The 24,493-nt window shown below is 54.2% G+C and carries 21 protein-coding genes and 1 tRNA gene; 17 read left to right on the plus strand and 5 right to left on the minus strand.

Going from position 1 to position 24,493, the window contains the following annotated elements:
- From ACHZB8_RS02280 to ACHZB8_RS02310, 7 genes are all read left to right on the plus strand, one after another.
- The coding region (locus ACHZB8_RS02280; protein WP_316858432.1) for a malonyl-CoA decarboxylase N-terminal domain-containing protein at positions 1-384 on the plus strand (384 nt) is incomplete at its 5' end.
- 56 nt (positions 385-440) lie between these two features.
- The gene (locus ACHZB8_RS02285; protein WP_316858433.1) at positions 441-1,091 is read left to right on the plus strand and encodes a malonyl-CoA decarboxylase domain-containing protein; all 651 of its coding nucleotides are present in this window, start codon (positions 441-443) and stop codon (positions 1,089-1,091) included.
- Between the two features lie 506 nt (positions 1,092-1,597).
- Complete coding sequence (locus ACHZB8_RS02290; RefSeq protein ID WP_316858434.1) at positions 1,598-2,050, plus strand: cache domain-containing protein; 453 nt, start codon at positions 1,598-1,600, stop codon at positions 2,048-2,050.
- Positions 1,992-3,197 carry a methyl-accepting chemotaxis protein gene (locus ACHZB8_RS02295; RefSeq protein WP_316858435.1) on the plus strand — a complete coding sequence of 402 codons (1,206 nt, stop codon included), beginning with the start codon at positions 1,992-1,994 and terminating at the stop codon, positions 3,195-3,197. The genes ACHZB8_RS02290 and ACHZB8_RS02295 overlap by 59 nt, the downstream gene beginning before the upstream one ends.
- A gap of 160 nt (positions 3,198-3,357) precedes the next feature.
- Complete coding sequence (locus tag ACHZB8_RS02300; protein ID WP_316858436.1) at positions 3,358-3,687, plus strand: hypothetical protein; 330 nt, start codon at positions 3,358-3,360, stop codon at positions 3,685-3,687.
- Positions 3,675-4,577, plus strand: a complete 903-nt coding sequence (locus ACHZB8_RS02305; protein ID WP_316858437.1) for a class I SAM-dependent methyltransferase — start codon at positions 3,675-3,677, stop codon at positions 4,575-4,577. Before ACHZB8_RS02300 ends, ACHZB8_RS02305 begins: the two co-directional genes overlap by 13 nt.
- Entirely contained in the window at positions 4,574-5,419 is an 846-nt protein-coding gene (locus tag ACHZB8_RS02310; RefSeq protein ID WP_316858438.1) for an RNA methyltransferase, read from the plus strand. The genes ACHZB8_RS02305 and ACHZB8_RS02310 overlap by 4 nt, the downstream gene beginning before the upstream one ends.
- Before the next feature lie 93 nt (positions 5,420-5,512).
- Here the strand turns inward: ACHZB8_RS02310 and ACHZB8_RS02315 are convergent, their stop codons facing one another.
- The gene (locus tag ACHZB8_RS02315) at positions 5,513-7,519 is read right to left on the minus strand and encodes a methyl-accepting chemotaxis protein (RefSeq protein WP_316858439.1); all 2,007 of its coding nucleotides are present in this window, start codon (positions 7,517-7,519) and stop codon (positions 5,513-5,515) included.
- A 512-nt stretch (positions 7,520-8,031) separates the two neighbouring features.
- On the minus strand, positions 8,032-8,838 hold the full coding sequence (locus ACHZB8_RS02320; RefSeq protein ID WP_316858440.1) for an undecaprenyl-diphosphate phosphatase: 807 nt from the start codon (positions 8,836-8,838) through the stop codon (positions 8,032-8,034).
- Between the two features lie 215 nt (positions 8,839-9,053).
- Here ACHZB8_RS02320 and ACHZB8_RS02325 point away from each other — a divergent pair, with 215 nt between their 5' ends.
- The 5 genes from ACHZB8_RS02325 to ACHZB8_RS02345 all read left to right on the plus strand — a co-directional run bounded on the left by ACHZB8_RS02325 (position 9,054) and on the right by ACHZB8_RS02345 (position 14,136).
- Positions 9,054-9,746 (plus strand): glutathione S-transferase family protein, encoded by a 693-nt coding sequence (locus tag ACHZB8_RS02325; RefSeq protein WP_316858441.1) that lies wholly within the window; start codon positions 9,054-9,056, stop codon positions 9,744-9,746.
- A 24-nt stretch (positions 9,747-9,770) separates the two neighbouring features.
- Entirely contained in the window at positions 9,771-10,952 is a 1,182-nt protein-coding gene (queG, locus tag ACHZB8_RS02330) for a tRNA epoxyqueuosine(34) reductase QueG (protein ID WP_316858442.1), read from the plus strand.
- The gene (locus tag ACHZB8_RS02335) at positions 10,949-11,821 is read left to right on the plus strand and encodes an SDR family oxidoreductase (protein ID WP_316858443.1); all 873 of its coding nucleotides are present in this window, start codon (positions 10,949-10,951) and stop codon (positions 11,819-11,821) included. The genes queG and ACHZB8_RS02335 overlap by 4 nt, the downstream gene beginning before the upstream one ends.
- Before the next feature lie 201 nt (positions 11,822-12,022).
- Positions 12,023-12,099: transfer RNA gene (locus ACHZB8_RS02340), tRNA-Arg, on the plus strand.
- Between the two features lie 447 nt (positions 12,100-12,546).
- Positions 12,547-14,136 carry a hypothetical protein gene (locus ACHZB8_RS02345; protein ID WP_316858444.1) on the plus strand — a complete coding sequence of 530 codons (1,590 nt, stop codon included), beginning with the start codon at positions 12,547-12,549 and terminating at the stop codon, positions 14,134-14,136.
- Positions 14,137-14,336: 200 nt separating this feature from the next.
- On the opposite strand, the gene ACHZB8_RS02350 is transcribed toward ACHZB8_RS02345, so the two are convergent.
- The gene (locus tag ACHZB8_RS02350; RefSeq protein ID WP_316858445.1) at positions 14,337-15,920 is read right to left on the minus strand and encodes a GNAT family N-acetyltransferase; all 1,584 of its coding nucleotides are present in this window, start codon (positions 15,918-15,920) and stop codon (positions 14,337-14,339) included.
- A gap of 380 nt (positions 15,921-16,300) precedes the next feature.
- Between ACHZB8_RS02350 and ACHZB8_RS02355 the strand changes: the two genes are divergently transcribed.
- Entirely contained in the window at positions 16,301-17,074 is a 774-nt protein-coding gene (locus tag ACHZB8_RS02355; RefSeq protein ID WP_316858446.1) for a hypothetical protein, read from the plus strand.
- 106 nt (positions 17,075-17,180) lie between these two features.
- Here ACHZB8_RS02355 and ACHZB8_RS02360 read toward each other — a convergent pair whose 3' ends face one another.
- Positions 17,181-18,173, minus strand: a complete 993-nt coding sequence (locus ACHZB8_RS02360) for a Gfo/Idh/MocA family oxidoreductase (protein ID WP_316858447.1) — start codon at positions 18,171-18,173, stop codon at positions 17,181-17,183.
- A gap of 288 nt (positions 18,174-18,461) precedes the next feature.
- Between ACHZB8_RS02360 and ACHZB8_RS02365 the strand changes: the two genes are divergently transcribed.
- The 4 genes from ACHZB8_RS02365 (at position 18,462) to ACHZB8_RS02380 (ending at position 23,275) form a co-directional block, all read left to right on the plus strand.
- Positions 18,462-19,226 carry a DeoR/GlpR family DNA-binding transcription regulator gene (locus ACHZB8_RS02365; protein WP_316858448.1) on the plus strand — a complete coding sequence of 255 codons (765 nt, stop codon included), beginning with the start codon at positions 18,462-18,464 and terminating at the stop codon, positions 19,224-19,226.
- Entirely contained in the window at positions 19,219-20,415 is a 1,197-nt protein-coding gene (locus ACHZB8_RS02370; protein ID WP_316858449.1) for an MFS transporter, read from the plus strand. Before ACHZB8_RS02365 ends, ACHZB8_RS02370 begins: the two co-directional genes overlap by 8 nt.
- A 423-nt stretch (positions 20,416-20,838) precedes the next feature.
- The gene (locus tag ACHZB8_RS02375) at positions 20,839-22,167 is read left to right on the plus strand and encodes a sodium-dependent transporter (RefSeq protein WP_316858450.1); all 1,329 of its coding nucleotides are present in this window, start codon (positions 20,839-20,841) and stop codon (positions 22,165-22,167) included.
- 223 nt (positions 22,168-22,390) lie between these two features.
- Positions 22,391-23,275 carry a lysophospholipid acyltransferase family protein gene (locus ACHZB8_RS02380; RefSeq protein WP_316858451.1) on the plus strand — a complete coding sequence of 295 codons (885 nt, stop codon included), beginning with the start codon at positions 22,391-22,393 and terminating at the stop codon, positions 23,273-23,275.
- A 127-nt stretch (positions 23,276-23,402) separates the two neighbouring features.
- Here the strand turns inward: ACHZB8_RS02380 and ACHZB8_RS02385 are convergent, their stop codons facing one another.
- Positions 23,403-24,485 (minus strand): hypothetical protein, encoded by a 1,083-nt coding sequence (locus ACHZB8_RS02385; protein ID WP_316858452.1) that lies wholly within the window; start codon positions 24,483-24,485, stop codon positions 23,403-23,405.
- Positions 24,486-24,493: the final 8 nt, after the last annotated feature.

Consider the following 24,493-nt stretch of genomic DNA (forward strand, 5'->3'; position numbering starts at 1 on the left):
TTCGATGTTAATCATGATGCGGTTGAAAAGGCCGTGGCCAATTGGCAGCATGGTGACCACGGCGCCGCGCGCGATCTCTATTTCGCTTCCGAGCCAAGAAGTCAGGAGCTGATCCGTCGCCTCAATCGTGTGCCTGGTGCCACCGCCCGAATTGTCAATATGAGATCGGAACTGCTGACTTATGTGAAAGACGAGCCGGCTCTCAAAGGCCTTGATCATGACTTTCAGCATCTCTTTTCTGCCTGGTTCAACCGTGGTTTCCTTGAAATCGAGCAAATCGACTGGACGACGTCGGCCGAGATTCTGGAAAAGATCATCACCTATGAGGCGGTTCACCAGATCAAGGGCTGGGACGGATTTGCGGCAGAGGGTTGCCGATGTTGACAGACGGCTATTTGCCTTCTTCCATCCGGCCATGCCGCGGGATCCGCTGATTTTTCGTGGAAGTGGCCCTGACCAGAGCCATCCCGAAATCAATCGCTTCCATTCTCGAGCAGGAGCGCGAACGGGTCAAACCGTCCGCCGCCAATGCAGCCATTTTCTACTCCATTTCCAACTGTCAGCATGGCCTGAGGGGCATTTCCTTCGGTAACTTCCTCATCAAGCAGGTTGTCGAGGAATTGCAAAGGGAATTCCCGTCCCTGCACACATTCGTCACGCTGTCTCCGGTACCCGGTTTCCGCAGATGGGTCGAGAAGGCCATGGAAAGCAATGATCCATTGTTGCGAGCCGAAGATCGGGCCGTGCTCGAGGCTTTGCCCAAGGATGGAGTGCCGTCTGATGATTTCATCACGTCGCTGGCCGCCCGATATCTGCTCAATGCACGCAGCAAGAAGGGAACGGCCTTTGATCCGGTCGCGCATTTTCATCTCGGCAATGGTGCACTCCTGCATAAGGTTCACGCCAGGGCCGACCTGTCAGATCAGGGCAAGCGCAACAGTTGGGGTGTCATGGTCAACTATCTTTATGACGAAAACCGCATTGAGGAACATCATCAGGCCTATGCGACCGATAGTACCGTTGCAGCCTCCTCCGAGGTTCGCTCGCTGGCCAGCCCGCGCAAACGCCTGAGTGTTGGCACATCCAGTTAGGATAAGTTCTATACTTGAACGACGGAGCAGGGCGCACGAATACTTTTGTGCGCCCTGTCTGGTTTTTACCAGCGAACACCTTGAAAAGCCATGATTACTGGGTCTTTTTTATGCAAATACACGGCCTGCAATATTTTACATTTCATTAATATATCGCCAAGTAGTTGTATTGGTATTATTCATTCGATGCAGAAGTGTGTAATATTAAGGTAATATTTCAGAAAATATATTCAGATTTTTGATTTGGTCTTAACGAAGTGTCCACCTTGTTATCTTAGCATACAATAAAATACTTAATTTTACACCCCGTTTCATGGACGAAATGGGGTGGTGTTTCGAGTATGTCGCCGAGTTCGTCATCTTTCGATGGAAGCGCTCCGGGGCGTGACGAGAATGGAACCTGAGCGATATTAGGGAAGGACACTTCATGCGCTTTACGATTGCGAAACGTCTTTATATCCTGGTTGGCGTTTTCTGCGTTGGCCTCTTGGCTTTGACCGTTTACAATGGACTTCAGCTTCCGAGGCGAGTTGTCCGATCAGAAAGCTGCCGAACTGAGCAGTCTGGTGGATGCGGCCGTCAATGTGGTGCAGTCGAAATATGACTCATTCCAGGCCGGGGAGATGACCGAAGACGAAGCCAAGATTGCCGCAGCAAAGGCAGTTGAGGCAATGCGCTATCGCGGCCAGGAATATTTCTGGATCAACGACATGAACAGTGTCATCGTCATGCATGCGGCCAAACCCAAGCTCAATGGTCAGAATCTCGCGAGCATGCAGGACCCCAACGGGGTGACGATCTTCCCTGAATTCGTCAAGATGGTACGTGCCAACAGTGCCGGTTTCGTTGCCTATCAATGGCCAAAGGCGGGCTCGGAAACGCCTGTCGACAAACTCTCCTATGTCAAGGGCTTTACGCCCTTGGGGCTGGGTTGTTGGTACCGGCGTCTATATGGATGACCTGCAAGCGATCCTCTGGACCAATACCAAGCTGATGCTGATGATTGGTGGCTCCGTTCTGTTGCTCAGCTTTGCGATCGCCTGGCACATGATCAGATCAATCACCAATCCTCTGGGCTCGCTCAAGCGCGCAATGCTGCGGCTGGCCGACAATGAGCCGATCAACGAAGTGCCTGCGGAAAACCGTGCGGATGAGCTGGGTGAAATGGCCGCAGCCGTCAAGACCTTCCGCGACATGAACGAAGAACGCAAGCGTCTGACGGCGCAGCAGGATCAAGATCAGGCAGTTCAGGCCAAGAGACAGGCCCAGATTGATGCATTGATCTCGAATTTCCGCTCCGAGTCCTCGAACGAATTGCGTGTGGTCTCCGAACAGATGCAGCGTTTGAGCGAAACGGCGAACAATCTCTCGAACCTGTCCAATTCGACAGCCACCCGGTCTTCGCAGGCTCAAGGGGCCGCAACTCTGGCGTCTTCCAACGTCCAGACCGTCGCAGCCGCGAGTGAGGAATTCACCGCTTCGATCAGTGAAATTGCCAGACAGGTGGAACAGGCAACCAGCGCCGTGAACACTGCAATGATCACGACCGGTGCAGCCAATGACCGGGTTGGCAGCCTCGCTGCCGCGGCTCAGCAGATTGGTGACGTGGTCAACCTCATTCGTGATATCGCCGAGCAGACCAACCTTCTGGCGCTCAACGCAACCATCGAGGCGGCTCGTGCGGGTGAGATGGGCAAGGGCTTTGCCGTGGTCGCAGCCGAGGTCAAGGAACTTGCGAACCAGACCTCCAAAGCAACCGAGCAGATCGCTACCCAGATCAATGGCATTCAGAGCGAGACGCAGGAAGCTGTCCAGTCGATTGAGGAAATCGGCACGACCATCGAGCAGGTCAATACCTACACCGCATCGATTTCCGAGGCTGTGCACCAGCAGGATCTGGCGACCAACGAGATTGCAAACTCGATCCAGGAAGCAGCCACCGGCACAACCGCGCTCAGCCAGGACATCGAGGTTGTTTCGGGTGCCGTCGAGCAGACCCACAAGGCCGTTGACGAGGTCAACACAGTGTCGACCGATGTGCAGCGCTGTGCTGCGGGCCTTGCCAAGACAGTGGACCAGTTCCTTGCCGAGGTGGCCAACGCATAGGCGAAGAACACCACAAACACGCAAAGATCGGGCGGGCCTTGCCGCCCTTTTTCTTGCGCGGATCCCACCAAGCCGCTATAGAGAGGCCCCGGAACAGGCACCTTGGTCAAAGTCTGAAAAGGCACCCGAGGTGAAACCACATCACTGGCGAAGTGAAGACATGGCACAACGGCGCGGCGGCAAATCATCAGGACCCGGCATCTCGAAAGCTGGTCCGAAATCCAAAACAGGTGGGTCTGGCAAATCGGCGCAGGGGCGTTCTGGTCCCGGTCGGCAGGAGCGGGGGCCCTCTGTGCAAAAACAGGGCTTCACTCCCGGACGCGTCGTCAAGCGTGGCAATGAAGGCAACGTCAATCGGCACGCAGCAAAGCCGCAGCCCGATGAGCGCCCCCTTTTCGTTCTGCCTCCTCGCCCTGAAGGGACCGACGCCACGGCGCGCACCTTTTGCTCTCATGGTAACCGAGCCATGGGAACATTATGCCCTCATTGATATGGGGCACGCGCAAAAGCTGGAGCGCTATGGTCCCCTATACCATCGTCCGTCCTGAACCTCAGGCAATGGGCAGCCCGCGTCTTGACAAGGGTGTCTGGGAGGCGGCTGACGCTGTTTTCTCCGGTGATCTTGAAGAAGAAGGGCCCGGCCGCTGGCGCTATCCCAAGCCGTTGGGCGAAACATGGGAAACCCACTGGGATGATATTCGCTTCTTCGGACGCTTCACGGCCTTTCGCCATGTCGGCTTCTTTCCCGAGCAGGCAGCCCACTGGGCCTGGATGGACAAACAACTCCGCAGCTCTTTTCTTGGCCGCCCTCCACGCGTTCTGAACCTTTTTGGCTATTCCGGCATTGCCTCGCTGGTGGCTGCTCGTGCCGGAGCTGAAGTGACCCATGTCGATGCGTCCAAAAAAGCGATCGGCTATGGCAAGGAAAATCAGGCACTGGCCGGACTGGATGACAAGCCCATCCGCTGGATCGTTGATGACGCGCTCAAATTCGTCCAGCGCGAAATACGTCGTGGTAATGTCTATGACGGCATCCTGCTCGATCCACCCAAATTTGGCCGTGGCCCCAAAGGCGAGGTCTGGCAGCTTTTCGAAATGCTGCCTGAAATGCTCGATGCCTGCCGTCAGATCCTGTCGCAAGAGGCGCTCTTTTTCACGCTTACGGCCTACGCAATGCGTGCCTCTTATGCTGCCTTTGATGAATTGATGATCGAGGTCATGACCGGTCATGGCGGCATCGTGGAATCGGGCGAATTGATGATTGCCGAGGAGGGGGGCGCACGAACGCTCAACACGTCCCTCTACACCCGCTGGCGACCGCTCACCAAAGACGAGTCGATATCACAGGAGCGTGTTGAGAATGGGGAGACTGACAAATGAGTGAGAGCCGCGCTACGAAAAATGGCCTGATCAAGGAAATCACCGCCGTCTCCAACCAGCATATCAAGGATATCCGGGCGCTGGAGCGCCGCAAGGTGCGCAATGAAACCGGTCAGTTCATGGCCGAGGGCCTGCAACTGGTCGCCTTTGCCATAGAAGCCGGTTGGGAAGCGGAAATTCTGGTCTATGCGAAAAACATAAAGACCCACGAGCTGGTGCAACAAGTGGCAGCCAAGGTCTATGCCAAGGGCGGGCTCATCCTGGAAGTGTCCGAGCAGGTGCTTTCCAAGATCGCCCATCGCGACAATCCCCAACATGTGATTGGCGTTTTCCGCCAGCGGATCGGCACGCTTGACGATCTGCTGAAGGCGATGTCCGATGGCAAGGCGGATATGGCGGTTGCCCTTGAAGGGGTTAAGGATCCGGGAAATCTTGGCACCATCATCCGCACCACCGATGCGGTTGGAGCCAGCGCCCTGTTGCTGGTCGGAGAGACAACCGATCCCTTCAGTCTGGAAGCGGTACGCGCCACCATGGGGTCGATATTCCATGTTCCTCTTTATCGGGCAACGCGGGAGGAATTTCTTGACTGGCGCCCGTCCTGGCCCGGCGAGATTGTAGGAACCCATTTGCAGGGAGCCCTCGACTACCGGACCATAAAGCCGAAAGAACCGGTTCTGGTCCTGATGGGGAATGAACAGTCAGGCTTGCCGGACGCATTTGCGCAAGGCTGTGATCATCTGGTCAAGATCCCGATGGCTGGCCGGGCCGAGAGCCTCAATCTGGCCGTCTCTACCGGCATCACCCTGTTTCGCTTGCGCGAGAGCAGACTTCAGCTCTAGGCACGGGGGCGGCCCCTTCATGGAACGCAAAAACCCCGCATCCGATGATGCGGGGTCCTTTGATTTGGTCTCAGGAAATTCTTGCTGTAACGCCTAGGCGGCACGAACCGTTTCAAGGAAGTTGTGCAGTTGGGTCTTGAGCTCGACCGATTGGTCGGAAAGGCTCCGGGACGCGGCAAGAAGCTGCGTCGCGTTCGCGCCGGTGGTCTGGGCGTTGGCCGCCACTTCCTGAACGCTCAAGGAGACTTGCTTGGTACCGTTGGAAGCATTGACCACAGCCTCGGCAATTTCGCCGGTGGCATGGCCCTGTTCCTCGACCGCCGAGGCGATGCTGCCTGACGAAGAGCTGATCTCCCCGATGATCTCCGAAATGCTGCCGATGGCGTCAACGGCCTGATCTGTCGTCTGCTGGATGCTGGTGATCTGGTGGCTGATTTCTTCGGTGGCCTTGGAGGTCTGGTTGGCCAGCTCCTTGACTTCTGCTGCAACCACGGAAAAGCCTTTGCCAGCTTCGCCCGCACGCGCTGCCTCAATGGTTGCATTGAGCGCCAACAGATTGGTCTGCTCGGCAATGCCGGAGATGAGTGCGACAATGTCACCGATATGCAGGGCAGCCTGTTGCAGCTCGCCGACGATACCCCGTGTTGCTTCTGCCTTCGAGGAGCCCTCGGCGCTCTGGTGGGCTGAGTTGTCCACCAACTGCTTGATGTTGCGGATCGAGGCCTCCAGTTCTTCCGCCGCGCTGGCAACATAGGACACGTTGGCCCCCGCTTCTTCGGCAGAGGTGGCGACCGAGCTTGCCTGGCCGGACGCCTGACCTGCCGACTGCTCCAACTCGCTGGCTGTCAGCTGGAGCTGATTTGCAGCGCTTGAAACCTCATTGACGATAACACCGACCGACTGTTCGAACTGATCGGCCAGTTGGGCCATCATCGCGCGTCTTTCTTTCTGCGCATTTTCCTCCCGTCCGAGTGCCTGCGCTTCCAAGGCACGACGCTTGCGAAGGCCTTCCCGGAGCAGTTCCGAAGAGCGCGCCATTTGACCGATTGCGTCTTTGCGTTCGGTGTAGGGAATGGACACATCGAGATCATCCTGCGCCAGACTGGACAGAATGGTTTCGCTGTTCCCGATCAGGCCTTTCAAGGCTCGCAGCCCAAGAACACTGATCGCTATTGCTGCAAGCAGAATGACCAGCGTACCCGCGCTGAAAAGAATGAAATGGTCGAAGGCACCAGACAGTTTGGCCGTTGCCAGATTGGTGCTCAGCGTGTGGGCGTCTGCGGTAAGACGCAATGTGATTGCATCATGGGGCCCGGAAACCCTTTGCCAGAGCGTTCCGGCCTGTTCTGGCAGCTCAGAATGGCTGGCCTGAACAAGATCGAGAAATCCGATGAAGCCTTTGCCATCTGGGCCATTGAGATAGTCTTCATAGGCCATCACGGCTTCCTCAGGCCCATTGTCCGTGAAGATCGGCGAGAAATAGCCTTCCTGATGCATGCCACGAACCAGAACTGCAAGCTCGGGAATGGTGGCCTTGCCTGCCGCCAGAATTGGCTCGACGATGCTGCTGATCATGTTGTGGGCGTCGCGCATCTGCTGGCTGGCGAAATAGGCGTAAAGACGGCTCGAAAGCTCGGCATCCGGGATCAGCGATGCACCGCGGCGCATCAGCTTGTTGCTGAGGGCCGAAATGGGTTGGAGATATTTTACCCCAAGGGCCGGTGAGGTATTCCCCTTGTCAATCTCCGCGCGAAACGCAAGCAGATTGGGGCGCATTTTGACAAGAGACTGATGAATGGCGGAAAGACCTGAATCGGTGGACTCAACCTTGTCGAACTGGTTCAGAAGCGCATCATAAAGCGCATCTGACTGGCGTCTCTTTTCCGCGCGGTCTTGCGCAGAGGAAAAGACTTCGCTTGGCAAACCGTCTGAAAGCCGACCAGCCGCATTCCCAAGCTCGACGAGATCCGTCGAATATTTCATATGCTCATAATTCTGGTAGGACTGGTAGGAAAGAAAACCACCCAGACCCAAAATCGCCAACACTGGTATTGACACTATAGCGGCAAGCAACCGGTTCAACAGGAGATGTCTCATCATTTCTTCTCGATACGATTTGTCTGCTGTGTTGGAATTGGGAAGTGCAGACCAAAAAGTTTTCCCGAGATCAGGCTGTGGTCTAGGAGTTAATTAGTTATAAATCACCAATTGGCAAACGGTGCGCTGAAATGCCGGTATCAAACCCAGACAGACTGCTGGTCGACGGTTTGGCAGGAACGAAAGAAAATGAGTATTAAACACATATGTTTAATATAAATGTATGAAATAATATACTTATTTGGACATAAGTCAGAAATAGTCGCTTGCTGACAGGATTTTGACGGGGGATTGCAAAAGCGAAGTGCTCAAGCAATGACAAACCAAAATCGTATCGCTGAATGATACAAAAACGACATTTTTCGCATTTTTTATGCGGCTTTGTCCTGTGACAAACCAGACGGGTGAAGGGTTGGGCAAGAAAGAAAAGCGGCGAAAGGCTCTGCTGTCAGGCGATAAAGAAGGTAACGACAGGATCGGTTGCTCACCGCGATGGAGGGAGAAGCCACAAAGATTCAGCCAACCAGATAAAGCCCAATAAGTCCGGCCACGCCGACGACAACGCGCCAGATGGCAAAGGGCATAAAGCCATGGCGGGAGACAAAATCAAGCAGGCGCTTGACCACAAACACGGCGGCGATGAAGGCGGCAATAAAGCCCACGGCAATCACGCCGGCCTGATCCATGCTGATGATGTCGCGGTTCTTGTAGAGGTCATAGGCAAACGCGCCCGCCATGGTCGGCATGGCAAGGAAGAAAGAGAATTCGGCCGCCGAACGTTTGTCCGTTCCCATCAGAAGAGCCCCTGCGATGGTCGAGCCAGAGCGGGAAACCCCCGGTACCAGTGCAAGGCACTGGAACAGCCCAATCTTGAAAGCAAGCGAGAGGGGATAATCCATCACATCTGTAAAGCGAGGCTTCAGCTCCAATCGATCAATCCATGCCAGCAGGAAGCCGCCAATGATCAGTGTCGTGCAGATGAGGGCCGGGCTCTCGAACAGCACCTGCTTGATGAAACTGTGCAGGCTCGCACCCAGCACCGCGGCAGGAAGAAAGGCGAGCAGAATGCCAAACACGAACCGGCGCGCTTTCGGGCTGGTTGGCAAATCGAGTGCAATCCCCCACAGTCTGGCGAAATAGACCGACAGGATGGCAAGGATCGCACCAAGCTGAATGAGCACTTCGAAGGTCTTGCCATCATTCTCAAATCCGAGAAAATGGCCAGCAAGAAGAATATGACCGGTTGAGGAAACAGGAAGGAATTCGGTGAAGCCTTCCAGAAAGCCAAGCACGACTGCTTCAAAATAAGTGGCAAGATCCATTCTTTTCCTCAATCTTTTTCTGGCAGAAACATCATTCTGCCACTATGGTCGCCTTCTACCGCAAGAGCGGGAACCAAGAGCGCTATTTATGGGTGCATTTAAATCATTTCCGTTAAAGCGCTGATAATCTTTTCACACTTGAATGGGCTGGCATCCACATATTTTGTCAGTTGAAGTCCCAGGGAATATACGGCACGAAAGGAGTTGCGCGGGCGATGTTGCTTCTCTACCACACCCAGATGTCTGTTCCATCACGCTTTGTGCGGCTGGTTTTGGCCGAATATAAGGCGGGAGCCGAGTTATCCGAAATTCTGCCCTGGGAACGGCCCGACAACTTTCTTCTTATCAATCCGGCAGGCACTGTACCGGTGTTGCGCGAAAATGACGGACCGCCGGTCTGTGGGGCATCGGTCATTGCCGAGTATCTTGACGAGACCAGAGGTTATGCTCTGGGTGCACGGCGCCTGTTGCCGGACTATCCAAACCAGCGCGCAGAAGTGCGGCGGCTCATACACTGGTTTCTGGTCAAGGCCAACGAGGAGAGCGCACAATTCTTCCTTGAGGAAAAGATCTACAAACGCATGCGACGCCCCACCGAGGGTGGCGGATCGCCTGACAGCAATATCTTGCGGGCCGCGCGAGCCAATCTGAAAATCCATCTCAACTATATCGCCTATCTTGCTGAACGGCGAAACTGGCTGGCGGGCGAGCATTTTTCCTATGCCGATCTTGCCGCAGGGGCGCTTTTGTCCTCCATCGATTATATCGGTGAGGTGCCTTGGGAAAAGGAACCGGTGGTCAAGGAATGGTATCAGCGGATCAAGTCGCGTCCGGCTTTCAGGCCCATTCTGTCTGATAGTCTGAAAGGCATCCCACCTGCCAACCATTATGTCGATCTGGATTTTTAAACCCCGTTGCGGCATCAACCAGCCATGACCAAGCCAATATCGGACAAACAGCCAAAGCTGAGGGCCTTTCTGGAAAAGGAGGCGCGGGCGTTGGGCTTTGCCGACCTGCGTATCTGTCGGGCTGAGGACGCAAAAGACCGCGAGGCGCTGCTGCTTGATTTCGTTGGGAAAAACTATCATGGCTCCATGAGCTGGATGGAGGATACGCTTGTACGCAGAGCCCATCCCACCAACTTGTGGGACGATGTGCGCTCGGTGATCATGCTGGGATTCAATTATGGTCCTGAAGAGGATCCGCGCCTGCTGCTCACCGAGCCCGAAAAGGCCAATATCTCTGTCTATGCCCGTCATCGCGACTATCATGACTTGATCAAGGGACGCCTCAAACAGCTATCCGCCAAGCTGCTCTCGCGTCTCAGAGACAGTGTACCCAATGGTGAAATCAAGGTTTTTGTCGACACCGCTCCGGTGATGGAAAAGCCCCTCGCTGCACTGTCAGGCCTTGGCTGGCAGGGAAAACACACCAATCTGGTGAGCCGCGACTATGGTTCCTGGCTCTTTTTGGGAGCGATCTTCACCAATCTGGATTTGGCTCCGGATGCCCCCGAGATTGATCGGTGTGGCTCCTGTCGCGCCTGTCTTGATGTCTGCCCCACCGGGGCCTTTCCTGCACCCTACCAGATTGATGCCAGTCGCTGCATTTCCTATTTGACCATTGAGCACAAGGGGCCGATACCCCATGCCTTGCGTCCGGCAATGGGCAATCGTATCTATGGCTGCGACGACTGTCTCGCTGCCTGTCCGTGGAACAAGTTCGCCCAGAGTGCTAGCGAAGCGAAACTGCGGGCCAGAGAGGACCTCAAAGCGCCAAACCTTGAAGCGTTCCTCGTCCTAGACGATGCTGCCTTCAGGCAGCATTTTTCCGGCTCGCCCATCAAGCGCATCGGCCGGAACCGCTTTATGCGCAATGTCCTGATCGCGGCAGGCAACTCCGGTCAGGCTCACCTGGCTGACAGGATCATGGCCCATCTCGATGATGACGACCCGCTCCTGCGCGGCGCTTCGATCTGGGCGCTGGGGCGATTGTTGACCGATGATGCCTTGCGGGACCTAGCCTGTTCGCGCATGGACAAGGAAACAGATGAGGACGTCAGGGTAGAATGGCAATTGGCCTTGAACACAGCGTCGAAGGAAGGAACAGAATGAAACTATTCATCTTTGGCTATGGCTATAGCGCCCGGGCAATCGCCCGACATCTGGCACCTCACTGTCGGTGGATCGCAGGTACCTCCCGTTCTTCTGCAAAGCTGGAAGAGATGGAGGCAAAGGGGATAGACGCCTTTTTCTTCGATGGAGAAATTCCGCAAGGAGCGATGCGCGAAAGGCTGAATGAGGCGACCCATATTCTCATCTCGATCGCACCCGATGAACATGGCGATCCTGTTCTGAACAGCTGTGCCGATATCATTGCCGCGAATGGCAACAAGCAATGGCTCGGCTATCTCTCGACCGTCGGCGTCTATGGTGACCATGGTGGCGCCTGGGTGACAGAAGAAACAGAATGCCGCCCGGTCTCGAAGCGCTCGACCCAGCGGGTCGCGGCAGAATCGGCCTGGCAGTCATTTGCGTCTGATCAACACGTGCCCTTGGGCATTTATCGCCTTGCCGGCATTTATGGTCCGGGCCGGAACCAGATGCTTAAACTTGCCGCAGGTACCTGCCGCGCCATCAACAAGCCGGGGCAGGTCTTCAATCGCATTCATGTTGAAGACATCGCACAAACCCTCGCCAAGGCAGCCACCACTTGCCATGAGGGCCTGCTCAATGTCTGTGATGATGAGCCCGCCCCGCCACAGGAAGTGATCGCCTATTGCGCGGATCTGATGGGGATCGGCCACCTTCAGGAAATCGACTTCGACAAGGCCGACATGACGCCGATGGCACGCAGCTTCTATGGTGAAAACAAACGATGCGGCAACGAGAAAATGCGAGCTCTCATAGATGGCCCGCTTCATTATCCAACCTACCGAGAAGCCTTCACCCAGATGTGGCAAAGCGACAGCTGGCGCGGCTGAGCCCGCCCACGCCCCTGTCATGGACGGGACTTGCATGAAAGAATGAGGGCGCACGCGCTGCGCCTTGCGGGCTTTTCACAGGGAAGTCCACCGCTGTTAAAAAATTGCAAGAAAAAACAAAAACGCCCTTGCCATTGCGATCAATAGGGATTAGACAACAGCCTCACTTGCCGCACTTTTCAAGTGCCGGACAACGGATGCGCGCTGGTAGCTCAGTTGGATAGAGCACCAGACTACGAATCTGGGGGTCGGGGGTTCGAATCCTCCCCAGCGCGCCATTTCTTCTTTTCTTCCCGAAACATGATTGGCGTGTTGAACATTTTGTGCGCTGCTTTCTTTGCACAGGTGGCGTGCCTTTTCAGTCTGCACAAGTCGCTATTTTTCTCTGCACAGGTTGCATGCTCAATTAGCCCTCTCACCTTGCACTTTTCATGCCGTGTCTCGGCCCAGCTTGAAGGCTCTATTTGAGCTTGTTTCTCTATTGATCAGAGCAACTGCGTCTATAGACCGGAATGAGCTGCACTATCCTTGAATTCACACTATGCGGACATTTGAGACATTCGCTGCAGAGCCCATGTCCTTTTATGGTTACCCCAAATGTGATTTCACAGAATGAACGAGTTTGCTGGAAATGCAACTTTAGATTTATATTTATGTTTTAAAATACTCGGCCAGAAGGTACTTCGCCCTAAAACTTGAATAATTGAACATTTGATTGAGTATAAATGATTGATAAAAAATACATGGTCGCAATTGTTGGCTCTACTCTTCTTGTCATCTTAGGATTGCGGGCCGGTGCCGAAAGCACATCCGCCTCCGAACAATTACAGGATTGTTTATCACAATCTGATCTAGCCTGCGTAGCAGAACTTGCCTATCGATACCCATCATCGATTGATTCTGACATTGAGAGAAAGAAAGCTGCGATTAGTCTTGCATATCTTGGCAAACCAGAGAAAGCATTCGAGCTCTACACTGATCTTAAGTGGAGAAAAACTTGGTCACTCAGTAAGCTCTACGACATTTTCTACGCCCTGACTTCAAGCCATTCTGACGTGCCTGAAAGCTTCAACGCGCAGCGTTCAAGAGCCAAAAGCATCAGAATTGCAAGTGCGGTTTTAGTCTACTTAATCGTAAAAAATCGCACTGATGAAATCGATGGGTATATGAAAGAAATTGTCGATGCCAATGAAAAGTTGGCTGTTCTAAACTATGCATGGGCCATTGTGGATCGTCCAGTTGCGCTAATGCACCCTGAATATGCAGAGCGCTTAAGTGAAGTTATTGATAATCAATTAGATGGACTTGGCCAAAATGAAATCTCCATTTCCGATCTTCAGACACCGGACTTATTGTCAGTATCGCACAACAACCAACTCATAGCCGTGGCAAATAAGATCGATAATTATGACAAGCGAAAGCGCTTCATTGATAGTCTCGTGAGGTACAATCAACGAGCAACGAAAGAAGCGGAATTATTTCAATCGATTGAAGTATTGGTTCGGCATGGAGACAAAGAGGAGGCAATCGAAAAGATCGAAGCAATCACAAACGTAGGTAAGCCAAAATTTTACTATCAAAGCTTTGCGTCATTCTTTTATGCTCGAGACTTTTACAGATTTTGGCAGCGAAAAGATTCCGTCTTTCAAGACCTATTAGCTGAGGCCGTTATCGAGCGGATCCGTTCCTGGAATGATCCGGTTTGCAAAACAGATGTCTACACCGGATTGGCTCTTTTCTATGCTTATGCTAATCGAAAAGATGCTGCGCTTGCCCTGCTGGATCGCTTTAAAGAATTGGAGCCTGTTGCCTACAAAAATTTAGGTGGAGAAAGCTCGTGTCAGACGCTTGGTTTTTTCAGCACGACGATTTTCCGATTTATTCTCGGTGCTGATAGCCTCATAGACATAGAAGACTACCTCGCGCAATTTGCCGGAAAACCTACACAAGAACGCATAGCTTTGCTTTCTGAATTTAAAAGCCAATCGTTCTACATATTGACCCACGCTGTCGGGTTCTCTTCTTCTCAACGCCGCGAAAGAATTCTCAAGCTTCGCAACGATATCGAGGCAAAGCTTTTGCCTGAGGACACGCGAGGTAGTGCAGACGTTTATGATATACGTTGGCCAACAAAGTCCGGTGATTGGGAAATTGTCCTAGCCGAGGTTGCCAATGCCTTCGAGCGATTAAGAAAAGGAACGGGGCAGGATCGGCCGTCTGACGAACAACTCAGCGATCAGCTTTTTAGCAAATTTCCAAGTGATGAGCTGATTGAAGAAGGATTTTTTTGGCGCGAAGGTCGGTCAAAACATTAAATAGCTACACCCTAATGCGGGCATAGGCTAGCCTTATACCATGGCCGCTTTGGGCTCAAAGCGGGCCTTGCTCGATTTACACCCCGTCGGATGAAACCTGATGACGCGCTCTCCATCAGAAAACCTCATTAAACAAGCAGAGGCGAAAAGCACTCCGCTTGTTCCGGTTTCGACAAATAAGGGGCAGTCAGCAAGCGCCCCTACGTCTTGTTGAGTTTGATGGCCGGTTCCTGCTGTGGCGGTGATTTGGGATTCCATTCCACCCGATAAAGATCGAAGCGGCGATCCTTCAGATTCTGCACCGTGCCCGAATTGCGGCTGACGGTCAGCTGATCCAACTGCAAATCCGAGAAGATGATGGTTTCGGTATTGGTATCGGCCAAGGCTGCAATGCCGTCGCGAGCGAATGGGAAATCGCACGGTGTGAAAATGCCGCTTTCGGCATAATGCACATCCATATTCTCGACATCGGGCAGGTTGCCGACAATCCCCGATGTAACCACATAGATCTGGTTCTCAATGGCCCGCGCCTGACAGCAATAGCGCACGCGGAGATAGCCCTGCCGCTCGTCGGTGCAGAAGGGGACGAACAGGATTTTCATGCCTTGGTCGGTCAGGTGGCGTGCGAGCTCGGGGAATTCGGAATCGTAGCAGATCAATACGCCGATCGGGCCGCAGTCGGTCGGGATCGCCTTGAGCTTGTCGCCACCCTCGATATTCCACCAATAGCGCTCGTTCGGGGTTGGATGAATCTTCGATTGCGTATAGACCGCCCCGGACCGCAAAAAGACATATGCCAGATTTTCCAGACTTCCATCTTTCATCAAGGTCGGATGGCTACCGCCGATGATGTTGATATTGTAGGAAATGGCCAGTTCTTGCATGTAGGAAACGAACTGTTCGGTATAGGTGGAGATTTTCTCCATCGATTGCTGCGGCGTGAGTTTCTTGCTCTCGATGGAGAGAAGAGGGATCGTCAGCAGTTCGGGGAAGACCACAAAGTCGGACCGGTAATCGGTTGCGACATCTACGAAATATTCGAGCTGGGCCGCAAAATCCTCAAAGGATTTCACCTTGCGGGCCTGATACTGGACAGAGGCCACACGGATCGAGTCCCGGGAATGACCACGCTTGTTGAGCGGTTTGGTCTGCTCATGGTCGATTTTGGGGTTGTACCAAACCATGTGGGTCGCGTGACCCATCGATGGCTTGTCAAAGGGCAGATAGTCTCTGAGCAGCCCGATTGCAGTGAAGCCGTTACGGATTTGAAAACCGATGACCGGATCGCTCTCCTTGCCATTGATTACCTGCTCAAGATAGTCTTCGGGCGTCTCATATTGTTTGATTTTCTTCTTCAGATGAGGCATGCGCCCGCCAAAGATGATGCCCTTGAGTTCAAGCTTCTCACACAGATGCTTGCGTGCATCATAAAGCCGCTGTCCAATGCGCTGGCCGCGAAATCGCTCGTCGACGATCACTTCCATGCCATAGAGATAATCGCCATCCGGATCATGCCGTGAGGCGAAGCCATAGCCGGTGATGCTGTTCCAGGAATGGGGCTTGAGCGCGATTGTGCCTGAGATGATGAAGGTCGCGCAGTGGCCGACGATCTCGTCGTTATAGGTCGTGACAAACTGGCCTTCGGGGAAGGTGGCAATCTGCCCGTTGAGCATTTCCTCCTGTACGGCATGGTCGCCATAGACCCTTTTGCTCAGCTCCGTCAGAGCTGGAATATCCTTGAAGGTCGCCAGGCGCACATCGACATTAATTTCCTTGGTTTGCATAATTATCAGGGTCTCCAGAATCTCATCCTCAAAGGATATGCATGGTTTTTGACAATGCACCAAGATTTGGCCTTTACAAGGGCAATCAATGGTTATCCGAACTTTCCTTTGATCAAAGCGGCATTCTGGCACTTGCGGCCAGACAATGGAACCTCGATAGATGCAAAGAGGCGCGTCTCCTGAAGAGCCCGCGAGGAAAGCAATGAATGGCTGCCGTCTGTTGATAGAGTGTCAAAGCGTGCCAAATCCGAGATTTCCGCGCGTATTTCGATGGCAATAGGCAGGGCTCTGCTCTATAGCTTCCTTACGCAGATCACACGTCCGGCACTCCGTCTTGCCGGGGTCTCTCTCCTATTTCATTTCCAATCACAGAGGTCGATATGGCTTATTATGTCCGCCAAGAAATCACCACCCTCGAACAGATGACCATTGCCCCTGAACAGGTTCCTCCAAGCCTTGATGAGGCCTATCGTCTTGTGCGGGAGAGGGCCGAGAAAGAGGACTTCAATATCGTTGCCTGGAAGTTGGGTGGCACCACCGCACCAGCTCAGAAAGCCATGAAGATCGACACTCTTTTCTTTGCGCCAATCTCTCAAAAGGAACTGGTTGCCGCTGAAGGGTTGGTGCCCGGCTATGAAGTGATGGGCCTCAAGACCGAGGGCGAGATTGCCCTGCGCCTGTCTCAGAAGGGCGCAGCCCTTGTTGAAGCGGGTGCCGATGCTGTGAGGGCGGCAGCCCTTGACGAGTTGTTTGATGGTTGGTGCTATGCGCTTGAAATGCCATTTGCAACCATCGCCAATGCCGGAGATTTCGGTGTCATCGGCATTGTGCTCGATCGCTGCGCCGCAACCTGTCTGGCGGTTGGAAAAACGCAAGAGTATGATGCTGCGACCTCTTGGGGAGCAACGCCACTCAGCCTTGAACAGGACGGCAAGGAAATCGCGACCGGCAGTACCGATGAGCTGATTGATAGCGCCGATGAAGTGGCTCGGGCCTTCCTGCTTGAAGCGCTCAAACATGGGTTCGAGCCGAAAGTGGGTCAATGGATCAGCACCGGTGGCATGATCCCGGCAACGGTCCTCGAGAAAGGTGCATCGGTTGTCATGAAGGCAGGCGGAGAGGTCGTGCTCGAAGTCAAGACCGGCTGGGAATGAACGGCTGACGATCCGGTGAAAAGACAAAGGGGCCGCACAGGCCCCTTTCCGATAGGGTTCGCTTCAAGCCTGGCCGGGCCAGGCCTCCGAGGCGATGCTCGTGGCGTTAGGCCTCAACCTTGACCCAGCCGTCACTGATATCGGCCGCATAGAGTGCATCAATGGCAGCCTGATTGGCGCGTGAGCTTTCCAGCGTGAAAATATCGACATTGTCTCCGGAAATCTTCCTGCCGATGGTTTCAATTTCCAGACGATATTGCTCTACACCGCGGAACGCCCATTTCTGCATTTCGTTGCGACCCTGATTGTAAAGGCAAACATCAACGGCATCATAATTCTGCGCGTTGAAGGGGGCGGCCACCTCAATGGCGCCCTTGTCTCCGTGAAAGACCATGCGCTGACGCAAGGAGAGCTGAGTGGCGCAATAGAAGGTCATGTCAAAGCTGCCGAAGTCATATTGGCAGTTGGCGTAGATATCGGTTCCGAAATCGGGGTCCCTGATAATGGAAGCCCGGGCTCTGATCGGGTTTTTGCCCGTGGCAAAGCGCGCGGTAACCGTAGGATAGACGCCAATATCGGGAAGACCGCCGCCGCCCAGCTCGACCTTGTTGCGCATGTTGTTCGGGTCCACATTATAATAGGTGAAGACCCCCTGAATATGCCGGAGCGTCCCGATCGCTCCGCTGGCCAGCAGGTCGCGCACCTTGAGCCATTGCGGGTGATAGGTCACCATGAAGGCTTCGGTAGCGACAAGGCCCGTTCTGTCGCGTGCCTCGATCAGGGCATCGATCTCCTTGGCATGCAGGGAAATCGGTTTCTCGCAAAGCACATGCTTGCCAGCTTCAAGGCATTTGAGTGTCCATTCCACATGTTGCGATGTTGGCAAGGGGATATAGATCGCGTCCACTTCATCAGAGGCGAGCATGGCCTCATAGCTGTCAAAGGCGGTTGGAATGCCAAACCGTTTGGCAAATTGGTCCGCGCTGTCCTGACTGCGGCTGGCAACTGCCTGCAAGGTTCCATTCTCTGCCGTCTGGATTGCAGGAACCAATTGTTCCCGCGCGATTTTTGCTGTTCCTAAGATTCCCCAACGGATCATGATGTCCTCCCGGATTAACTGCGATTTTTGCCGATGCTATCAGGAAAAGGGCAATCGATAAATGTCGCACATCGCGGAATTCCGACTTTCTCCCATTCTCTCAAAGGCTGGCTTGCCGGATCGTATCTTCTGCTCGAAAGGAATGCGGCCGATCCATCCCGGAAAGCCTTGCCAGAATGGGGGACAAAAAACCTTGTTAGAAATTGCAATATTGCATTAAATTGCAAAATATTGCATTGTATGGCAGAAAATTGCATAAAAATGCAATCTTGCATCAGGGAGTTTCTCGTGGCGGATTTGGCGCTCAACAACCCGCTTGTGCGGCAGGAAATACTGCAACAACGTCTGGAAAGTGGCGATCAACTGGTTGCCACGGATCTGGCGCAGGAGTTCGACATTTCGCTCGATACCATCCGCCGGGACCTGCTTTCACTCGAGAATCAGGGATTGGTTCGTCGCGTAAGGGGAGGAGCCGTTCCAGTGCGTCAGGTTGCGGTCCATTTTGCAGAAAAACGGCGTAAACCGGCGTTGGACTGCACCGCGATGGTCGATGCTGCAATCGGGCGGGTCGAAGAGGGCATGACGATCATTATCAATGGCGGCACGACGCTGACTTATCTTGCAGAACGGCTTCCCCCCTTGGCAGACCTGTTTGTCATAACGCCGTCCCCCGCGGTCGCTGTCGCCTTGCTTGAAAAGCAGATCGCGACACACCTGGTTGGCGGCAGGATCAGCCCCTGGGGTGGCTTTTCCGTCGGCTCAGAGGCGGAACGGAGCATCAGAAATTTCGCAGCGGATCTTGCTTTCCCGAGCATATGTGGTCTGCATCCAGATTTTGGCCTCAGCCTTGATGACGGAGATGAGGCGGGTGTGATAAGGGCTACACTGGAGGCCGCCAGTGTCAGCGTCCTAATCGCTGCTGAAAGCAAAATTGGTCAACGGGCAAGGCATCGTGTCTTGCTCCCCGATGACATCACAACAATCATAACCGATGCCGACGAGGCCGCCATGCGGCCCTTTGGTACTGGTGGTGCGGAGATAATTCATGTCTGAACAACACGCAATCAATGGCGGTCTTCCCCGCTTGACCCTTAGGACGCCGCGGCGGGCGGTGACGGCGATGTTCCTGCTCAACGGGGCTCTTTTCGGCATATGGGCCTCCCGTGTGCCGGCCATTTCCCAGTCGCTGGGCCTCAGTGAATCCTTACTGGGTATTCTGCTGCTGAGCATGTGTGCCGGGGCAGTTTCTTCATTTCCCGTTGCGGGACGTGTTTGCGACCGCTATGGCAGTGCACAGGTGACCAAGTCCATCGCCTTCACCTATGGCCTAACGCTTGTGATGCTTGCGTTGGCACCCAATGCCATCCTGCTTGCGCTGGCTCTCTATCTGTTTGGCGCGGCCCATGGCGCCATGGATGTCAGCATGAATGCCTGGGCTGCCGAGGTTCAGAAGAAAAAGGGCAAGCCCATCATGTCGTCTTTCCATGCCATGTGGAGCCTGGGATCTGGGCTCGGGGCCGCCTCCGGCTTTCTCGCGATCAAGCTACAAGCCACTCCGACGGTGCATTTTCTGGTCGCCGGGGCGTTGATACTGGCACTGACACTGCCCTTTGCCTTCATCCCCTGGGAGTCCCCCAGACACAAGAAGAAGGAAGGTGAAAAAAGCCATATCTTCATTCTGCCCAAGGGCGTGATGATTCTGGTCGGTCTGCTCGGGTTGTGTGCGGGCATTGGCGAAGGCGCGATGGGCGACTGGAGTGCAATCTTCCTGGTTCAGGTGGCCCTCGTGGACGAAAGCCATGCGGCCCTCGGGTTTGCCTGCTTCTCGGTGACGATGGTCGCTGCCCGGCTTGCCGGTGACATGATCATAGCGAAGCTGGGTGCCGTGAAAACGGCAAAGCTGAGCGGGCTTGTGGTGACCATGGGCTCCCTTCTGGCGATCACAGCGGCAACCTTTCCGGCAATCCTGATCGGCTTTGCCATGATGGGCTTGGGATATGCATCTTTGGTGCCCCTGATTTTCTCGCGTGCTGCAATGGATGATCAGATGTCTCCGGGCACGGCAATAGCCTCTGTTGCCACATTTGGATATGGCGGCGGGTTGATCGGTCCGGTCGTGATCGGATTTCTCGCGGACCTGTTTTCCATCCGCTGGGCGTTCGTTCTTCTTTCCTGCCTTGCCGTTATGATTGTCATCCTCGCCCCCAATCTGGCACCGCCAAGGAAAGCCTCTGCTGATTGAGAGTCCCATCAGGTGATGCCAATTTGATAGCCAATTGCCTAATTTTGAGATCAGTCCGCCTCGGGGGTGTGAATAAAATTTGCACATATGCCTAAAATTACGTGCATTTTGAACAAAACTATCCTTTTTGCCCGAAACTCTGATCGACTCTTGCGCAGGAATTGCGCAAATAACAGGCTCATGGTTATCAGCCGTTAACATTTACGGATCATTTGCCGACCAGAATTCTTGCACTGCCTGCCATGCCTCAAGGACGCTGTTAAAACGGCAAGGGGATGGCAGACACGGGGACTGGCTGGCTCTTTGCTCCAAAGCTGGATCAAAGGTGATTTTGCAAAACGGTTGGTGGACCAGAAAAACGCAGCTTCCTTATCGGAAGAGCGGCTGCTTAAAAAAAACAAGATTCGTTGGGATGAATTTGAAATGAGTGTCAAACGCGAACATTGGGGATCTCGCCTCGGTTTCATTATGGCGACCGCGGGCTCGGCCGTTGGTCTGGGCAATATCTGGAAATTCCCTTACATGGCTGGTGACAATGGTGGTGCTGCTTTCATCATTATCTATCTGGCGCTGGTCTTCACCATTGGTCTGTCAGTGTTGCTGGCCGAAATCATGATCGGGCGTGCAAGTCAGTCCGATGCCGTCAACGCTTTCAAGAAGCTGGGGCCGAGTGGCTTTTCCATCGTCGGCTATATGGGGATCGCCGCCGCTTTCATGATCCTGTCCTTCTATTCGGTCGTCGCAGGCTGGACCATTGCCTATATCGTGAAATTCGCCAGCGGCAGCTTTGTCGGCATGGATGCCGCAAGTCTTGGTGGGGCATTCGGTGCTTTCATCTCCAACCCTGTTCAGCCGATCATCTATGAGGCGATCTTTGTTGCCATGACCGTTTTCGTGGTTCTGGGTGGCATTGCCAACGGGATCGAGCGCGCAGGCAAAATCCTGATGCCAATTCTGTTCCTGATCCTGATTGCGCTTGTTGTTCGGGCTGTCACCCTGCCGGGGGCAGAAAAGGGGCTTGAATTCTTCCTTGCGCCGGACTTCTCCAAACTGACCGGATCTTCGGTCATGGCCGCGCTTGGGCAGGCCTTCTTCTCGCTCTCTCTGGGCATGGGTGCAATTCTGACCTATGGTTCCTATCTTGGAAAAGACGCCAATATCGGCAAGTCTGCCTGGCAGGTCGCCTTCCTTGATACCTCCGTCGCGATTCTCGCCGGTCTTGCCATCTTCCCCGCCGTCTTTGCCTTCAACATGGATCCAGGCGCAGGACCGGGCCTCACCTTCGTCACCCTGCCAGCTGTTTTCGACGCCATGCCCGGTGGGTTGATTTTCGGTACGCTGTTTTTCGTTCTCCTGACGATCGCAGCGCTGACCTCATCCATCTCCCTGCTTGAGCCACTGGTCGCTTTTTTCTCGACCAAGGGTTTCAGCCGCGCTCAAGTCACAATGACATCCGGCTTCCTTGCCTTCCTTCTGGGCATTCCCTGCTCGATGGCCATGGGCGACTGGGGCGAGTTCAAGATCTTCGGCAAGAACTTCTTTGACCTGATGGACTTCCTGTCCTCAAACCTCATTCTGCCGATCGGTGGGTTCCTGATTGCCATCTTCGTGGGTTGGGTCATCACCCCACGGGCTTTGCAGGAAGTCTCCGGTACCGGTGAGCCAGGTCTGTTGGCCAAACTCTGGATCTTCATTTTGCGCTTCATCGCGCCGATTGCCATTGCCGCAATCCTGATCAATGGTTTGAGGTAAGACAACCCGGATCAGATCTGTATCATAACAGGAAAGGCGGGCTTCAAGGCGCGCCTTTCCTTTGTCTTGACCTGGACACAATAAGCCTCTAATTGAGGTTAGCCGATCTGTTCATCGGACATCTGGCGAAACGGATTGACACACAATCTTCATGTATGTGTCATATGGCCTACGCAGGAATTTGATCACGCCTCAATCAGGCGTCCTGGACCGGAGTAAATACATGTCATCTCGTCGGCATGTCGCTCGTGACATTAGCTATGCCTATTCCGCGGAAACCAGACGGGGCCGCGTTGTTATCAAACTACTGGAAAACACCACCGGTCGTCTTCACTTGATAAGGCGTGCCGATGGCTATGAACGCGAAGTGGCGGCAGGCCGGGACTTCTGGGAAGTGATGGTCGAACGCTATGGCCTGACCCTCGACGTCATTGGTGGGCACTTGCGCAACATCCCCAAGGACGGCCCGCTCATCCTCATCGCCAACCATCCCTATGGCATCCTCGATGGTCTGATGATGGGACACATCCTGTCGGAGATACGGGGCGATTTTCGCATTCTGGCCCATCAGGTTTTCCGCAAGGCCGACGATCTGGACCGCGTCATTCTGCCCATTTCTTTTGACGAGACGAAGGAGGCGGTGCGTCAGAATATCGAAACACGCAAGAACGCCCTTGATTATCTGTCAAACGGGGGAGCCATTGGCATTTTCCCCGGTGGTACGGTGAGCACCGCGGCTAAACCTTTTTCCCAGCCCATGGACCCGAACTGGCGTGGCTTTACCGCCCGCATGATTGGCAAGTCCAATGCCACCGTGGTGCCGCTGTTTTTCGAAGGCCATACCTCGCGGCTGTTCCAGATCGCAAGCCATCTGCATTTCACGCTGCGGATGGGGCTATTGCTGAAGGAATTCAAGAAGCGGGTGGATACACCGGTCAAGGTCGTGATTGGCGATCCGATCAGACGCGATACTCTGGACCCTCTCGCAAAAGACAGCAAGGCCATGATGTCCTACTTGCGCCATGCGACCTACTCGCTGTCCCCCAAGCCTCTAAAGACAACCGAATTTGGCTATGAGTTCGAGGAAAAATACAAGAAAGGGGCATAAGGGCCCCATAAGCCCTTTTCGTCAGGCATCCGGGCAAGTCTCATGAGCAGAAGCCAGGCTTGAGCAATGGGCCTGGCTTGTCGAATTCATGCCCAATGTTGGCCACCTGAGGTCCTGATCCGAGACCTTAAGGGGATGAGTAGATCAGAGGGAAGCTTTCCGCATCGCCTCCGACGCCGTCGCAAACAGGCTTTTCCCGATATTCGAGCAGAAAGAATTCCAGGGCTTCACCTTCGATGGCTCTGAGCTCATAAGCTTCAAAGCTGCCACAACTGCCGTCCCCGTCGTAAAGATAGGATCGCACGATTCCCGTGCCCGGATCCATTTGCGGGTTGCGAAGTTCATAGCGGCCATAGCTGTCGCCATGGTCGGGAATTTCGGGCAGATAAAGCACGTTGGAATAGTCAGGATTGCTGTCAAGGCTGGTGACATAGACCGAACTGCCAGTGCGGGCATATAGGTTGCATGGCACTTCCCACAAGGTCATGGCATCCGAGACGGCATAGCTTGCACCAAGCCCTGCGGTCTCGCCAACGGAACAATCCGGAGCATCCCTGCGCACGGCCGCAAGTACGCCTGACGGCACCCCGGACAGGCTGTCGAAATCAACTCTGCGTCCTACCCTGATTGGCCTCCCCTCGCGGTCATTAACCGGAGTTCCGGACGACGACATGCCGTCCTCCGCACCCTCTTGGGGACATTGAAATTCACCTTTTACGGAAATCACGAACGGATCATGTTTGGAGCGAAAAATGGTCAGCTTGGCCTTGTCAACGATGATGTCGGATCCGGAAGCATGCTGATCCCTGATCTCGACCAATACGCTGTAGGTGCCCTTTGACGTGCGATAAAGCCGCAAGGGTTCCAGACGCTGTTCCGGCACGATTGCATCATCCTGTCGGGTGAGGTCGTAGATCGTTTTCCCGACCTGCATCCAGGCTGGCAACTCTTCTCCGTCATTGAAGGGCGCGTAGAAGACATAGGCAAAGCGGTCTTTGAGCGGATCGCGATTCTGCTGCCAGAAAGCCAGATGACAGCCCTGATAGTCGCCGATGACCTTCTTGCCAAACAGACGCAGATCGATGATGCGATCCTCCTCGGCCAGGGCAGACTGCCCTTGCAGTCCGAAAATCGACATAAGGCAAGCCAGCAGAGACAGGCGAACAAATCCGGTCCAAGAGCGCGAACGACGATCAGAAAATTCAGCCATGTTGGTCC

This window comes from uncultured Cohaesibacter sp. (assembly GCF_963556055.3).
Lineage (GTDB): Bacteria > Pseudomonadota > Alphaproteobacteria > Rhizobiales > Cohaesibacteraceae > Cohaesibacter.

What these genes read in the sequence shown, in the direction of transcription:
- ACHZB8_RS02290 (WP_316858434.1), top strand. Translation starts at nt 1,598, where the DNA reads ATGGACTTCAGCTTCCGAGGCGAGTTGTCCGATCAGAAAGCTGCCGAA.
- ACHZB8_RS02295 (WP_316858435.1), top strand. Translation starts at nt 1,992, where the DNA reads ATGTCAAGGGCTTTACGCCCTTGGGGCTGGGTTGTTGGTACCGGCGTC.
- ACHZB8_RS02300 (WP_316858436.1), top strand. Translation starts at nt 3,358, where the DNA reads ATGGCACAACGGCGCGGCGGCAAATCATCAGGACCCGGCATCTCGAAA.
- ACHZB8_RS02305 (WP_316858437.1), top strand. Translation starts at nt 3,675, where the DNA reads ATGCCCTCATTGATATGGGGCACGCGCAAAAGCTGGAGCGCTATGGTC.
- ACHZB8_RS02310 (WP_316858438.1), top strand. Translation starts at nt 4,574, where the DNA reads ATGAGTGAGAGCCGCGCTACGAAAAATGGCCTGATCAAGGAAATCACC.
- ACHZB8_RS02315 (WP_316858439.1), bottom strand. Translation starts at nt 7,519, where the DNA reads ATGATGAGACATCTCCTGTTGAACCGGTTGCTTGCCGCTATAGTGTCA.
- ACHZB8_RS02320 (WP_316858440.1), bottom strand. Translation starts at nt 8,838, where the DNA reads ATGGATCTTGCCACTTATTTTGAAGCAGTCGTGCTTGGCTTTCTGGAA.
- ACHZB8_RS02325 (WP_316858441.1), top strand. Translation starts at nt 9,054, where the DNA reads ATGTTGCTTCTCTACCACACCCAGATGTCTGTTCCATCACGCTTTGTG.
- queG (WP_316858442.1), top strand. Translation starts at nt 9,771, where the DNA reads ATGACCAAGCCAATATCGGACAAACAGCCAAAGCTGAGGGCCTTTCTG.
- ACHZB8_RS02335 (WP_316858443.1), top strand. Translation starts at nt 10,949, where the DNA reads ATGAAACTATTCATCTTTGGCTATGGCTATAGCGCCCGGGCAATCGCC.
- ACHZB8_RS02345 (WP_316858444.1), top strand. Translation starts at nt 12,547, where the DNA reads ATGATTGATAAAAAATACATGGTCGCAATTGTTGGCTCTACTCTTCTT.
- ACHZB8_RS02350 (WP_316858445.1), bottom strand. Translation starts at nt 15,920, where the DNA reads ATGCAAACCAAGGAAATTAATGTCGATGTGCGCCTGGCGACCTTCAAG.
- ACHZB8_RS02355 (WP_316858446.1), top strand. Translation starts at nt 16,301, where the DNA reads ATGGCTTATTATGTCCGCCAAGAAATCACCACCCTCGAACAGATGACC.
- ACHZB8_RS02360 (WP_316858447.1), bottom strand. Translation starts at nt 18,173, where the DNA reads ATGATCCGTTGGGGAATCTTAGGAACAGCAAAAATCGCGCGGGAACAA.
- ACHZB8_RS02370 (WP_316858449.1), top strand. Translation starts at nt 19,219, where the DNA reads ATGTCTGAACAACACGCAATCAATGGCGGTCTTCCCCGCTTGACCCTT.
- ACHZB8_RS02375 (WP_316858450.1), top strand. Translation starts at nt 20,839, where the DNA reads ATGAGTGTCAAACGCGAACATTGGGGATCTCGCCTCGGTTTCATTATG.
- ACHZB8_RS02380 (WP_316858451.1), top strand. Translation starts at nt 22,391, where the DNA reads ATGTCATCTCGTCGGCATGTCGCTCGTGACATTAGCTATGCCTATTCC.
- ACHZB8_RS02385 (WP_316858452.1), bottom strand. Translation starts at nt 24,485, where the DNA reads ATGGCTGAATTTTCTGATCGTCGTTCGCGCTCTTGGACCGGATTTGTT.